The following is a 12,171-nucleotide window of genomic DNA, read 5'->3' on the forward strand; positions in this document are numbered from 1 at the left end:
ATGCTGCCGCTGGTCGCCCTGGTTGGACGGCCGAATGTCGGCAAGTCCACGCTATTCAACGCGCTCACGCGCAGCCGCGACGCGCTGGTCCATGACCAGCCTGGCGTCACCCGCGATCGCAACTACGGAGTCTGCCGGCTGGAGCCGGACACCCCGTTCGTGATCGTCGACACCGGCGGCATTTCCGGCGAGGAAGAAGGCCTGGCCGGCGCGACCGCCGACCAGGCGCGCTCCGCTGCCGGCGAAGCCGACCTGGTGCTGTTCGTGGTCGATGGCCGCGAGGGGTCCTCGTCGCTCGACGACGAGATCCTGGCCTGGCTGCGCAAGCTGGCGCGGCCGACGCTGCTGCTGATCAACAAGATCGACGGTACCGACGAAGACCAGGTGCGCGCCGAGTTCGCGCGCTATGGCCTTGGCGAGGCCATCGCGGTGTCCGCGGCGCATCGCCACGGCATCGACGACCTGCTCGAGGAAGTGCTGTCGCGCTTGCCGGAAGAGGGCGCCGGCGAGACGCTGGACACCGATCCCAAGCGCATGCGCATCGCCTTCGTCGGCCGGCCCAACGTCGGCAAGTCGACGCTGGTCAACCGCTTGCTCGGCGAGGAGCGGATGATCGCCTCGGAAGTGCCGGGCACCACCCGCGATTCGATCGCGGTCGATCTGCAGCGCGAAGACCGCCTGTACCGGCTGATCGACACTGCCGGCCTACGCCGTCGCGGCCGGGTCGAGGAGGCGGTGGAGAAGTTCAGCGTGTTCAAGACGCTGCAGGCGATCGAGCAATGCGAGGTCGCGGTGCTGCTGCTCGACGCCACCGAAGGCGTCACCGACCAGGACGCCAGCGTGCTTGGCGCGATCCTGGACGCCGGCCGCGCGCTGGTGGTGGCGGTCAACAAGTGGGACGGGCTGACCGACTACCAGCGTGAACAGGCCGAGGCGTTGTTGTCGCGCAAGCTCGGCTTCGTGCCCTGGGCCGAAGCGGTGCGGATCTCGGCCAAGCACGGCTCCGGCCTGCGCGAGCTGTTCCGCTCGATCCACAGCGCACATGCCTCGGCGATCCGCGAATTCAGCACCAGCGAAGTCAACCAGGCGCTGGAAGTGGCCTACGAGACCAATCCGCCGCCGAGCATCCGCGGCCATGTCTCCAAACTGCGCTACGTGCATCCGGGCGGCAGCAATCCGCCGACCTTCATCGTCCACGGCACGCGCCTGAAGGTGCTGCCGGAGTCGTACAAGCGCTATCTGGAGAACTTCTTCCGCAAGCGCTTCAAGCTGGTCGGCACCCCGGTACGCTTCATGTTCCGCGAAGGCGCCAATCCGTACGAAGGCAAGAAGAACGTGCTGACCGAGCGCCAGATCGCCAAGAAGCGGCGCTTGATGAAGCACGTCCGCGGCAAATAGCCAATGGATGCGCAGCGCGAGGTCACGCTTGGCATCCTCGCCGGCGGCCGCGCGCAACGCCTGGGCGGTTGCGACAAGGCCTGGCTGCAACGCGACGGGCAAGCGCTGGTGCAGCGCCTGGCGCAGGCCTTGGCGCCCGCGGTCGCCGCAGTGCTGGTCAGCGCCAACCGCGACCTGCCGCGCTACGCCGCCGCCGGGCTGCACGCGCTGCCCGACCGGATCGCCGCGCCGCCTGGCGCCGAACGCTCGCTGGGGCCGATCGCCGGCCTGGACGCGCTGGCCGCGGCCTGCGCCACGCCGTGGCTGCTGACCTTGCCGGTGGACCTGTGCCGGCTTCCGCCTGCGCTGCTGGACAGGTTGATCGACGCCAGTGGCGATGGCGATGGCGCCTATGCCGAGGACGACGATGGCCTGCAGCCGCTGGTAGCGCTGTACCGCGTCGCCAGCCTGCGTCCTGCACTGGCCGCCGCACTGGATGCAGGGCACTACGCGCCGCGCGCCCTTCAGCAGCAGTTGGCGCTGGCCCGCGTGTCACTACCAGGGCTGACGTTGGGTAACCTCAACACGCCGCAGGACCTGTGCGCAGCAGGTATCCTGCCGGCGCCATGAACGACTATCCCTCCCGTATTGCCTATTCCGAGGCGCTGGCCATCGTCGCCGCCGTCGCCCTGTCGCGCCCGTTGCCGGCCGAACGCCTGGCGTTGCCGCGCGCCGACGGCCGCATCCTGCTCGAACCGCTGGACGCGCCGATCGACCTGCCGCCGTTCGCCAACAGCGCGATGGACGGCTTCGCACTGCGCCATGCCGATCTGCATCCGGATGCGCCGACCGAGCTGCGCCTGGCCGGCGAGCAGTTCGCCGGCGAGGACCTGCAGCAGGCGATCGGCGCCGGCGAATGCCTGCGTATCACCACCGGTGCGCCGCTGCCGGCGGGTGCCGATACGGTGGTGATCAAGGAAAACGTCATCGAGCGCGACGGCCAGGTACAGGTGCCGGCCGCGCCGGTCGCCGGTGCGCACGTGCGTGCGCGCGGCGAGGACGTGCGCGCCGGCGAGCGGGTGCTCGAAGCGGGCGTGGCGTTGACGCCGTCGCGGATCGGCCTGGCTGCTGCGCTCGGCGTGGCGCAGGTGGCGGTGGCATCGCGACCGACCGTGGCGGTGTTTGCCACCGGCGACGAACTGGTCGAGCCGGGCATGCCGCTCAAGCCCGGGCAGATCTACAACAGCAACCGCGACATGCTGATGGCGCAACTGCGCCTGCTCGGCCTGGAGCCCACCGCGTGGCCGACGCTGCCGGACGATCCGCTGCGGATCGACAGCATGCTGAGCGATGCGGCCTCGGCGTTCGACGTGGTGCTGACCTGCGGCGGCGTCTCCGCCGGCGAGAAGGACTACCTGCCGCGGCTGCTGGCCGAGCGCGGCCGCATCCATTTCTGGAAGGTACGCATGCGTCCGGGGATGCCGCTGCTGTTCGGTGAGCTGGACCGCGCCCTGTTCCTGGGCCTGCCGGGCAATCCCGTGTCGGTGCTGGCCACGTTCATGGCGATCGGACGGCCGCTGCTGGACGCGCTGCAGCAGCGCGCCGAGCCACGCCCGCAATGGCGCGCGCGGCTGGCCTCGGGTTGGGACAAGCGCCACGACCGCCTGGAGTTCCTGCGCGGGCGCATGCGCTGCGACGCGCACGGACAGCTGTGGGTGGAGCCGAACCCGGCCGACGGTTCGCACCGCCTGCGCGGCGCCGCCGACAGCGACGTGCTGCTGCGCCTGGACGAGGGCGCGCGCCGTTTCGATGCCGGCGAGGTGGTCGAGGTGTTTCCGTACTGAGCCGCGCGTGTGCGTTTCTTGGCGAAGGACGCACCACGGGTTTGCGCCGATAATGCACGCATGAGCATTCGAGAACTGACTCCGCAGCAGGCCCGCGCGCGCATCGCTCAGGGCGCGCGGTTGATCGATGTGCGCGAGGAGCACGAGCGCACCGCCGGCATGGCCGAGGGCGCGCTCGGTGTGGCCCGCGCGCAGCTGCAGGACGATCCGGCCACGCATCTTGGCGCGGCCGATGCCGAGACGATCCTGATCTGCCAGAGCGGCAAGCGCTCGCACGAGACGGCGCTGTTCCTACAGCAGGCAGGCTATTCCGCGGTCGCCTCGGTACTGGGCGGCACCACGCGCTGGCAGCGCGACGGACTGCCGCTGCAGCAGCCGGCGCTGGCGCCGGAGCAGCAGGACTTCTTCGAGCGCTATTCGCGCCACCTGCGCCTGCCCGAGGTCGGCATCGACGGCCAGCGGCGGCTGCAGGCGTCGCGCGTGCTGCTGGTCGGTGCCGGCGGACTGGGTTCGCCGGCGGGCTTCTACCTGGCCGCGGCCGGGGTCGGCCAGTTGCGCATCGCCGACGACGATGTGGTCGATCGCAGCAACCTGCAGCGGCAGATCCTGCATACCGAAGCGCGGGTCGGGCAGCCCAAGGTGGCGTCGGCGGCCGCGGCGCTGGCCGCGCTGAATCCGGGCGTGCAGGTCGAGGCCATACGCGAACGGGTGAGCTCGGCCAATGTCGAACGCCTGCTGCAGGACGTGGACGTGGTGCTCGACGGTTCGGACAATTTCCCTGCGCGCTATCTGCTCAACGACGCCTGCGTGAAGCTGGGCAAGCCGCTGGTGTACGGCGCGGTGCAGCGCTTCGAGGGCCAGGTCAGCGTGTTCGACGCCGGCCGCCGCCGCGGGCAGGCGCCGTGCTACCGCTGCCTGTTCCCGGAGCCGCCACCGCCGGAGTTCGCGCCCAGTTGCGCCGAGGCCGGCGTGCTCGGCGTGCTGCCCGGCATCGTCGGCCTGCTGCAGGCCAACGAGGTGCTGAAGCTGCTGCTGGAGATCGGCGAGCCGCTGCGCGGCCGCCTGCTGTATTTCGACGCGCTGGCGATGCGCTTCCGCGAAACTCGCCTGTCCGCCGACCCGCAGTGTCCGGTATGCGCGCCCGGGCTCGCGTTTCCCGGCTATATCGACTACGCAAAGTTTTGCGGCGCAGAGCCATAAGCCCCTCTCCCGTCGGGAGAGGGGTTGGGGTGAGGGTCCGGAGCGAAGCCCTCTCTGTTCGATCGCGAGGCTTCGCCCGTACCCTCATCCGCCCCTGCGGGGCACCTTCTCCCGCAGGGAGAAAGGAGAGTTGTCGGCTTGCTGCGGGCCAATGAAGTGCTGAAACTGCTGCTGCACATCGGTGAGCCGCTGCGCGGCCGCCTGCTGTATTTCGACTCACTGGCATCGACTACGCGAATGTTCTGCGGCGCAGAGCCATAAGCCCCTCTCCCCTCGGGAGAGGGGTTGGGGTGAGGGTCCGGAGCGAAGCCCTCGTGCTGTTCGATCGCAAGGCTTCGCCCGTACCCTCATCCGCCCCTGCGGGGCACCTTCCCCCAAAAAGTGGGCCATGGTCCCGGTGGGAGAAGGGGGCCGGCTTGCTGCAGGCCAATGAAGTGCTGAAACTGCTGCTGGACATCGGTGAGCCGTTGCGCGGCCGCCTGCCGTATTTCGACTCACTGGCATCGACTACGCGAATGTTCTGCGGCGCAGAGCCATAAGCCCCTCTCCCCTCGGGAGAGGGTTGGGGTGAGGGTACAGAGCGAAGCCCTCGTGCCGTTCGATCGCAAGGCTTCGCCCGTACCCTCATCCGCCCCTGCGGGGCACCTTCCCCCGAAAAGGGGGCCATGGTCCCGGTGGGAGAAGGGAAGGGCGGTCGCTGCCGTCGTTGGCGTCGCAGCGCCCTCCATGGCCGTGACGCGTCACGCACTACCGCACGGCATGCAAGCGCCGCAGTACTCCGCCCCCCGCCATGCCGCATGCCAATGCATGGGGTCGCCGCGGCCTTGTGCGTAGAATCTGCGCATGACCAGTGCAGCCGACAGCAGTGAATTGATCAAGGTGGTGGCGTTGCTCGGCGCCGCGGTGGTGGCGGTGCCGGTGTTCCGCCGCCTGGGCCTGGGCTCGGTGCTCGGCTACCTGGCCGCGGGCCTGGCGATCGGGCCGTTCGGATTCGGCTGGTTCGCCGATCCGCAGGCGATCCTGCACGTGGCCGAGCTGGGCGTGGTGATGTTCCTGTTCGTGATCGGGCTGGAGATGCGGCCCTCGCACCTGTGGAGCCTGCGCAAGCAGATCTTCGGCCTGGGCACGGCGCAGATCGTGGTGTGCGCGACGGTGCTGACCGGGGTCGGGCTGGCGCTGGGGCTGTCGTTGCCGGTGGCGTTCATCGCCGCGTCCGGCTTCGTGCTCACCTCCACCGCGGTGGTGATGCAATTGCTCGGCGAGCGCGGCGACATCGCCTTGCCGGCGGGGCAGAAGATCGTCGCGATCCTGTTGTTCGAGGACCTGCTGATCGTGCCGTTGCTGGCCGTGGTGGCGTGGATGGCGCCGGTGCCGGTCGCCGCCGATGCGCCTTCGCGCTGGATCGGCATCGGCGTCGGCGCGGCGGCGATCGTCGGCCTGCTGGTGGCCGGGCGATGGCTGCTGAACCCGCTGTTCCGGTTGCTGGCCGCGGCCAAGGCACGCGAAGTGATGACCGCCGCTGCGCTGCTGGTCGTGCTGGGCGCGGCATTGCTGATGCAGCTCGGCGGGCTGTCGATGGCGATGGGCGCGTTCCTGGCCGGGGTGCTGCTGTCCGAATCCACCTTCCGCCATCAGATCGAAGCCGACATCGAGCCGTTCCGCGGCATCCTGCTGGGGCTGTTCTTCCTCGGCGTGGGCATGGCCCTGAACCTGGCGGTGGTGGCGGCGAACTGGACGCTGATCCTCAGCGGCGTGCTCGCGTTCATGGCGGCCAAGGCCGCGTGCATCTACCTGGTCGCGCGGCTCACCGGCAGCGGCCACGCGCAGGCGCTGGACCGCGGCGTGCTGATGGCGCAGGGCGGCGAGTTCGCGTTCGTGCTGTTCGCCGCCGCGGGCGCGGCCGGGGTCATCGATGCGCAGGTCAATGCCAACCTGACCGCGATCGTGGTGCTGTCGATGGCGCTGACCCCGCTGTTCGTGCTGCTGTACCGGCGCTGGGCACCGGTGGAGGCGCCGTCGCTGGACGGCGTGGAGGCGGCCGACGGGCTCACCGGCAGCGTGCTGATCATCGGCTTCGGCCGCTTCGGCCAGGTCGCCAGCCAGTCGCTGCTGGCGCGCGACGTGGACGTGACCATCATCGACAACGACATCGAGATGATCCAGAGCGCGGCCGAGTTCGGCTTCAAGATCTACTACGGCGACGGCACCCGCCTGGACGTGCTGCACGCCTCCGGCGCGCACAGCGTGCGCGCCATCGCGGTGTGCATCGACAACCGCGAGGCGGCCAACCGCATCGTCGAACTGGCCACGCAGGAATTCCCGCACGCCAAGCTGCTGGTGCGCTCCTACGACCGCGAGCATTCGCTGAAGCTGATCGCCGCCGGCGTGGACTACCAGATCCGCGAGACCTTCGAATCGGCAGTGGAATTCGGTCAGGCCGCGCTGATCGAGCTGGGCATGGCCGAGGACGAGGCCGCGAGCATCGCCCGCGAGATCCGCCGTCGCGACGCCGAGCGCCTGGAACTGGAGATTGCCGCGGGCGACGTGCGCGCCGGCAGCGGCCTGATGTACGGCAACATCGCCCCGGCGGTACCCAAGCCGACCCCGTTCACGCCGCCGCGGCGCGAGAGCCGCACGCTCAATCCGGAAGCGGTGCCGGCGGCGGAGGTGGTGGACGAGCGCCGTAGCGATTGAGGCGGCGCTGATCTGTAGGAGTCAACTGTCATGCAGCAGCAATGGCAGGAGGTGCGTACGGTGCTCGATCGCGCGCGATGGCATTGAGCCAGCGCAGGTATTTGTGCATGCAGGCCACGATGGCGACCTTGGCGGGTTTGCCTGCGGCGGTCAGGCGGGCGTAGGTGTGTGCCAGCGGGGAGCCGGTGCGGATCGAGGCCCAGGTGGCCATGTACAGCACCCGCCGCACGTCGGCGCGTCCGCCCTGGATGCGGCGTTGGCCGCGCCAGCGGCCGCTATCGCGATTGAACGGCGCCAGCCCGACTAGGGCGACGATCTTGCGCGCAGGCACGGTGCCCAGTTCGGGAAGCCGCGCGGCCAGGGTGGCGCGCAGGATCGGACCGAGCCCGGGCAGTTTGGGCAGATCAGAGCAGGCCGCCCCCGCCCGTGCGATCTGTCGGGACACCTCACGGATACGCTGCTGCAGCAGCGCGATCACCTGGAGCCACTGGTCGCGCACCGCCTCGCAGGTCACGTGCTCCAGGCACCGGCGCTGCGCATCGCGCTGGGCAACCAGGGTGCTGCGCAGGTGAAGCAGTTCGCGCAGCGCCTGCAGCGGTGCAGGGAGCACCGCGGTGGGCTGGGCGTGGATGCACTGGGCCGCCATCGCCAGCAAGCGCGCATCCAGGGCATCGGTCTTGGCCTTGAGGCCCAACGCGTGCGCCAGCGCCCGGGGGCGATGGGCAGGCAGCCGGACCGCGGGCAGGCCGGCCTGCGTCAGCGCCTGCAGCACGGTCTGTTCGTAGCCGCCGCTGGCTTCCAGCACGATCCGCTCGCATCCCATCGCGGCCAGGCGTTCGGCCAGGCAGGCGCGCCCCTCGGGTGTATTGGCCTGGGTCCAGGCCCACCCGTCCGGCAAGACATGCATGGCCAGTTCGGCCTTGGAAACATCGATCCCGACAAAACGCTGCATGGACATAGACGTTCTCCGCAGTAGACTCAGGGACGAGAGATCTCCTGCCGATGCCCATGCTTGTAGGTTCGAGCTCGCAGCTCAGGCAACTGTTCGGGCTTTGGGGGCAGGAGAATCGGAGTGCGGCGGCCCTGACTCCTACTCGTGCTCATGAGGCACTGCGACTTAGCGGCCTGCCGCACTCCGCTCTCACCTCAACGATATACCCGCGTTAGACACAAGCGGCTTCAGCCGCGACCTGATCTCTCCGGAAACGCTCCTGTCGCGGCTGAAGCCGCTCCTACAGTGTCCGTGGACTGCAAATGTCCGGCTTGAAGCGCTTCAGCGCAAAAACGCCCGCAACGCCTGCGCATAGCGTGGGTCGGCGCTGATGTCGTCGTGGCCGGCGCGCGGCATTGCGACCACGGTGGGCGTCTGTGCCAGGGAATCGAGCAGCCGCTGCGTGCTCGCCGCCGGCACCACCTGGTCGCGGCCGGCGCGCAGTACCAGCAACGGTCCGCGATAAGCGCGCAGCGCGTTGGCCGAGTCGTAGCGGTCGCGCAGCAGCCAGCGCACCGGCGCCCACGGGTAATGCGCCTGCGCGGCCGAGGCCAGGCTGTCGAACGGAGTCACCAGCACCAGTCGCGCCAGCGGCCGCCGCGCCGCCAGCTGACTGGCGACGCCGCTGCCCAGGCTGCGCCCGAGCACGGCGATCTCGGCCTGCGGCTGCGTGGTACGGACATAGTCGTATAGCGCCAGCGCGTCGCCGATCAGCGCCGCCTCGTTCGGCGTGCCGTCGCTGGCGCCGTAGCCGCGGTAGGCCAGCAGGTACACGCTGTAGTCGGGCAGCAGCGGCGCCAGCTGCGCGCGCGCCTGGCGCAGGTCCTCGGCGTTGCCGCCGAAGTACAGCAACACTTTGTCGCGGCCCGGATTGACCTGCCAGCCGCGCAGGCGCAGCACCGGACTACGCTGCAGGACGAAATCGGTCTGCGCCGCCGCCACCCGGGTCGCCTGCGGGAAATACAGCAACTCGCGCTGGCCCAGGTAGAGCAGGGCGCAGACCACCAGATAGGCGACGACCGCGATCGCCGCGACGATGCCCAGGTGACGCAGCATCTATCCGTGCCGGCGTTGCGCGTCGGCGAAGGCCGCCAGTTGTTCCGGCGTGGCGTCGGCCTGGAACTGCGCCTTCCAGTCGGCGAACGGCATGCCGTAGACGCGTTCGCGCGCCTGTTCCTTGCTCAGCGTTTCGCCTTCGGCGGCCGCCGCCTCGCGGTACCAGTCGGCCAGGCAGTTGCGGCAGAAGCCGGCCAGGATCATCAGATCAATGTTCTGCACGTCGCTGCGGTCTTGGTTGAGGTGCTGCAGCAGCCGCCGGAACGCGGCGGCCTCGATGCGGGTGGTGTCGGTCATGGCGGAATCGGGGACAATAGGGGTCCCCAGACTCTACACCCGCTCGCCTCGATGACCGATTCCGCGCCCGTCTCCCCCGTTCCGGCCCGCATCCTCGACGGGCGGCGCATCGCCGACGAACTGCTCGACCAACTCAAGCTGCGCGTCGATGCGCGGCTGGCGGCCGGGCAGCCGCGGCCGGGCCTGGCGGTGGTGCTGGTCGGCGGCGATCCGGCGTCCACGGTGTACGTGCGCAACAAGCGCCGCGCGGCGGAAAAGGTCGGCATCGAGGCGTTCGACTACGACCTCCCCGCGGGTACCGGCGAAGCCGAGCTGCTGGCGCTGATCGACCGCCTCAATGCCGATCCCAAGGTCCACGGCATCCTGGTGCAACTGCCGCTGCCGGGCATTCCCGACGCCAGCCGGCTGATCCACCGCATCGACCCGCGCAAGGACGTGGACGGTTTCCATCCGGAGAACGTCGGCCACCTGGCGCTGCGCGAATTCGGCCTGCGCCCGTGCACCCCGCGCGGCATCGTCACCCTGCTCGGGCATACCGACCAGCCGGTGCGCGGGCGCAACGCCACCATCGTCGGGGTCAGCAACCACGTCGGCCGGCCGATGGCGCTGGAACTGCTGATTGCCGGCTGCACGGTCAGTTGCTGCCACAAGTTCACCCCGCCGGAGGTGCTGCAGGCGCGGGTGCGCGATGCCGACATCCTGGTGGTGGCGGTGGGCCGTCCCGGCCTGATTCCCGGCGAGTGGGTCAAGCCCGGCGCGGTGGTGATCGACGTGGGCATCAACCGCCTCGACGACGGCCGCCTGGTCGGCGACGTCGGCTTCGACGCGGCCGCGCAACGCGCCAGCTGGATCACCCCGGTCCCGGGTGGAGTAGGGCCGATGACCGTGGCCACACTGATGCAGAACACGATCGAGGCCGCTGATGCGGCCGGCATTCGGGATTCGGGATTCGGGATTCGTTAAAGGCAACGGCAAAGCGCGTGCGTCGGTCGATCGCGGTTGCCTCCGAGGTCGGCCGGCCGTTGGCGTCCAGGCAACCATGCAAACGGCCGGCTGCGGAAGGCTTCGCCGTTGCGAATCCCGAATCCCAAATCTCCAATCCCGGCCCCAAATGCGTTAAAATGCCGCGCTTCCCCACATTCGGGTCCGCCGATGCTGCGCATCCAGGCTGAAGCTTTAACCTACGACGACGTTTCGCTCGTCCCCGCCCATTCGATCGTCCTGCCGAAGGACGTCAGCCTGGAAACCCGGCTGACCCGCGACCTGCGCCTGAAATTGCCGCTCCTGTCGGCGGCGATGGACACGGTGACCGAACACCGCCTCGCGGTGGCCATGGCCCAGCTCGGCGGCATCGGCATCATCCACAAGAACCTGACCCCGGCGCAGCAAGCCGCGGAAGTGGCCAAGGTCAAGAAGTTCGAAGCCGGTGTGATCACCGAGCCGTTCACCGTCGGTCCCGAAACGACTATCGGCGAAGTGCTGAAACTGACGCGCGCGCGCAACATCTCCGGCGTGCCGGTGGTCGACGGCAGCGAGCTGGTCGGCATCGTCACCAGCCGCGACATGCGCTTCGAGAAGAAGCTCGACGATCCGGTCCGCCACATCATGACCAAGAAGGATCGCCTGATCACCGTGCGCGAAGGCGCCAGCGACGAGGAAGTGCTGCAGCTGCTGCATCGCAACCGCATCGAGAAGATCCTGGTGGTCAACGACAGCTTCGAGCTGCGCGGCCTGATCACGGTCAAGGACATCCAGAAGAAGACCGACAACCCCAACGCCGCCAAGGACGCGGCCACGCGCCTGCTGGTCGGCGCGGCGGTCGGCGTCGGCGGCGATACCGAACAGCGCATCGAACTGCTGGCCGCGGCCGGCGTGGACGTGGTCATCGTCGATACCGCGCACGGCCACTCGCAGGGCGTGATCGACCGCGTGGCCTGGGTCAAGAAGACCTATCCGCAGCTGCAGGTGATCGGCGGCAACATCGTCACCGGCGATGCCGCGCTGGCGCTGATGGACGCCGGCGCCGACGCGGTCAAGGTCGGCGTGGGCCCGGGCTCGATCTGCACCACGCGCGTGGTCGCCGGTGTCGGCGTGCCGCAGATCACCGCGGTGGATATGGTCGCCGAGGCGCTGCAGGACCGCATCCCGCTGATCGCCGACGGCGGCATCCGCTATTCCGGCGACATCGGCAAGGCGCTGGTCGCCGGCGCCTCCACGGTGATGGTCGGCGGCCTGTTCGCCGGCACCGAGGAAGCCCCGGGCGAGGTCGAGCTGTTCCAGGGCCGCAGCTACAAGAGCTACCGCGGCATGGGCAGCCTGGGCGCGATGGAGAAGGGCAGCAAGGACCGTTACTTCCAGGACGCCTCCGACGCCGACAAGCTGGTGCCGGAAGGCATCGAAGGCCGCGTGCCGTACCGCGGCCCGCTCAGCGGCATCATCCACCAGCTAATCGGCGGCCTGCGCGCCACGATGGGCTACGTGGGCTGCGCGACCATCGAGGACATGCGCACCAAACCGAAGTTCGTCACCATCACCGGTGCCGGCCAGCGCGAGAGCCACGTGCACGACGTGCAGATCACCAAGGAACCGCCGAACTACCGCATGGGCTGATGCCCATGCGCGGGAGTGGGGATTCGGGATTGGGGATTCGTAGTAGCCCGCCGCGTCTCCACCGGCAGTGCACATCGCCGCCATCCCGCTGTTGCGAATCCC

The 12,171-nt window shown here is 69.4% G+C and carries 11 protein-coding genes; 8 read left to right on the forward strand and 3 right to left on the reverse strand.

Annotated elements, in window-relative coordinates; translation table 11 throughout:
• The 6 genes from der (at position 1) to HEP74_RS10040 (ending at position 7,115) form a co-directional block, all read left to right on the forward strand.
• Positions 1-1,398: a ribosome biogenesis GTPase Der gene (der, locus tag HEP74_RS10020; RefSeq protein WP_185816306.1), complete on the forward strand. Its 1,398-nt coding sequence runs from the start codon at positions 1-3 to the stop codon at positions 1,396-1,398.
• Positions 1,399-1,401: 3 nt separating this feature from the next.
• Entirely contained in the window at positions 1,402-2,007 is a 606-nt protein-coding gene (gene mobA / locus HEP74_RS10025; protein ID WP_185816307.1) for a molybdenum cofactor guanylyltransferase, read from the forward strand.
• A complete protein-coding gene (locus tag HEP74_RS10030; RefSeq protein WP_185816308.1) occupies positions 2,004-3,221 on the forward strand; it encodes a molybdopterin molybdotransferase MoeA in 1,218 nt (405 codons plus the stop codon). The genes mobA and HEP74_RS10030 overlap by 4 nt, the downstream gene beginning before the upstream one ends.
• 60 nt (positions 3,222-3,281) lie before the next feature.
• A complete protein-coding gene (gene moeB / locus HEP74_RS10035) occupies positions 3,282-4,421 on the forward strand; it encodes a molybdopterin-synthase adenylyltransferase MoeB (protein ID WP_185816309.1) in 1,140 nt (379 codons plus the stop codon).
• A 138-nt stretch (positions 4,422-4,559) separates the two neighbouring features.
• Positions 4,560-4,682 carry a hypothetical protein gene (locus HEP74_RS21915; protein WP_255427926.1) on the forward strand — a complete coding sequence of 41 codons (123 nt, stop codon included), beginning with the start codon at positions 4,560-4,562 and terminating at the stop codon, positions 4,680-4,682.
• Positions 4,683-5,264: 582 nt separating this feature from the next.
• Complete coding sequence (locus HEP74_RS10040; protein ID WP_185816310.1) at positions 5,265-7,115, forward strand: monovalent cation:proton antiporter-2 (CPA2) family protein; 1,851 nt, start codon at positions 5,265-5,267, stop codon at positions 7,113-7,115.
• Positions 7,116-7,143: 28 nt separating this feature from the next.
• Here HEP74_RS10040 and HEP74_RS10045 read toward each other — a convergent pair whose 3' ends face one another.
• From HEP74_RS10045 to HEP74_RS10055, 3 genes are all read right to left on the reverse strand, one after another.
• A complete protein-coding gene (locus tag HEP74_RS10045) occupies positions 7,144-8,073 on the reverse strand; it encodes an IS110 family transposase (protein ID WP_221893159.1) in 930 nt (309 codons plus the stop codon).
• A 315-nt stretch (positions 8,074-8,388) separates the two neighbouring features.
• Positions 8,389-9,162 (reverse strand): alpha/beta hydrolase, encoded by a 774-nt coding sequence (locus HEP74_RS10050; RefSeq protein WP_185816311.1) that lies wholly within the window; start codon positions 9,160-9,162, stop codon positions 8,389-8,391.
• On the reverse strand, positions 9,163-9,459 hold the full coding sequence (locus tag HEP74_RS10055; RefSeq protein ID WP_185816312.1) for a DUF1244 domain-containing protein: 297 nt from the start codon (positions 9,457-9,459) through the stop codon (positions 9,163-9,165). It lies immediately after the preceding gene.
• Positions 9,460-9,510: 51 nt separating this feature from the next.
• Between HEP74_RS10055 and folD the strand changes: the two genes are divergently transcribed.
• Together folD and guaB are read left to right on the forward strand one after the other, a co-directional pair.
• On the forward strand, positions 9,511-10,422 hold the full coding sequence (folD, locus tag HEP74_RS10060; protein ID WP_185816313.1) for a bifunctional methylenetetrahydrofolate dehydrogenase/methenyltetrahydrofolate cyclohydrolase FolD: 912 nt from the start codon (positions 9,511-9,513) through the stop codon (positions 10,420-10,422).
• Positions 10,423-10,611: 189 nt separating this feature from the next.
• Entirely contained in the window at positions 10,612-12,069 is a 1,458-nt protein-coding gene (gene guaB / locus HEP74_RS10065) for an IMP dehydrogenase (protein WP_185816314.1), read from the forward strand.
• Positions 12,070-12,171: the final 102 nt, after the last annotated feature.

Origin of the sequence: Xanthomonas sp. SS (assembly GCF_014236835.1) — a bacterium.
In the GTDB taxonomy this organism is placed as follows: Bacteria; Pseudomonadota; Gammaproteobacteria; order Xanthomonadales; family Xanthomonadaceae; genus Xanthomonas_A.

Coding starts and splice junctions, on each gene's coding strand:
- der (WP_185816306.1), top strand. CDS start 1: ATGCTGCCGCTGGTCGCCCTGGTTGGACGGCCGAATGTCGGCAAGTCC.
- HEP74_RS10050 (WP_185816311.1), bottom strand. CDS start 9,162: ATGCTGCGTCACCTGGGCATCGTCGCGGCGATCGCGGTCGTCGCCTAT.
- folD (WP_185816313.1), top strand. CDS start 9,511: ATGACCGATTCCGCGCCCGTCTCCCCCGTTCCGGCCCGCATCCTCGAC.
- HEP74_RS10030 (WP_185816308.1), top strand. CDS start 2,004: ATGAACGACTATCCCTCCCGTATTGCCTATTCCGAGGCGCTGGCCATC.
- HEP74_RS10045 (WP_221893159.1), bottom strand. CDS start 8,073: ATGTCCATGCAGCGTTTTGTCGGGATCGATGTTTCCAAGGCCGAACTG.
- moeB (WP_185816309.1), top strand. CDS start 3,282: ATGAGCATTCGAGAACTGACTCCGCAGCAGGCCCGCGCGCGCATCGCT.
- mobA (WP_185816307.1), top strand. CDS start 1,402: ATGGATGCGCAGCGCGAGGTCACGCTTGGCATCCTCGCCGGCGGCCGC.
- guaB (WP_185816314.1), top strand. CDS start 10,612: ATGCTGCGCATCCAGGCTGAAGCTTTAACCTACGACGACGTTTCGCTC.
- HEP74_RS10055 (WP_185816312.1), bottom strand. CDS start 9,459: ATGACCGACACCACCCGCATCGAGGCCGCCGCGTTCCGGCGGCTGCTG.
- HEP74_RS10040 (WP_185816310.1), top strand. CDS start 5,265: ATGACCAGTGCAGCCGACAGCAGTGAATTGATCAAGGTGGTGGCGTTG.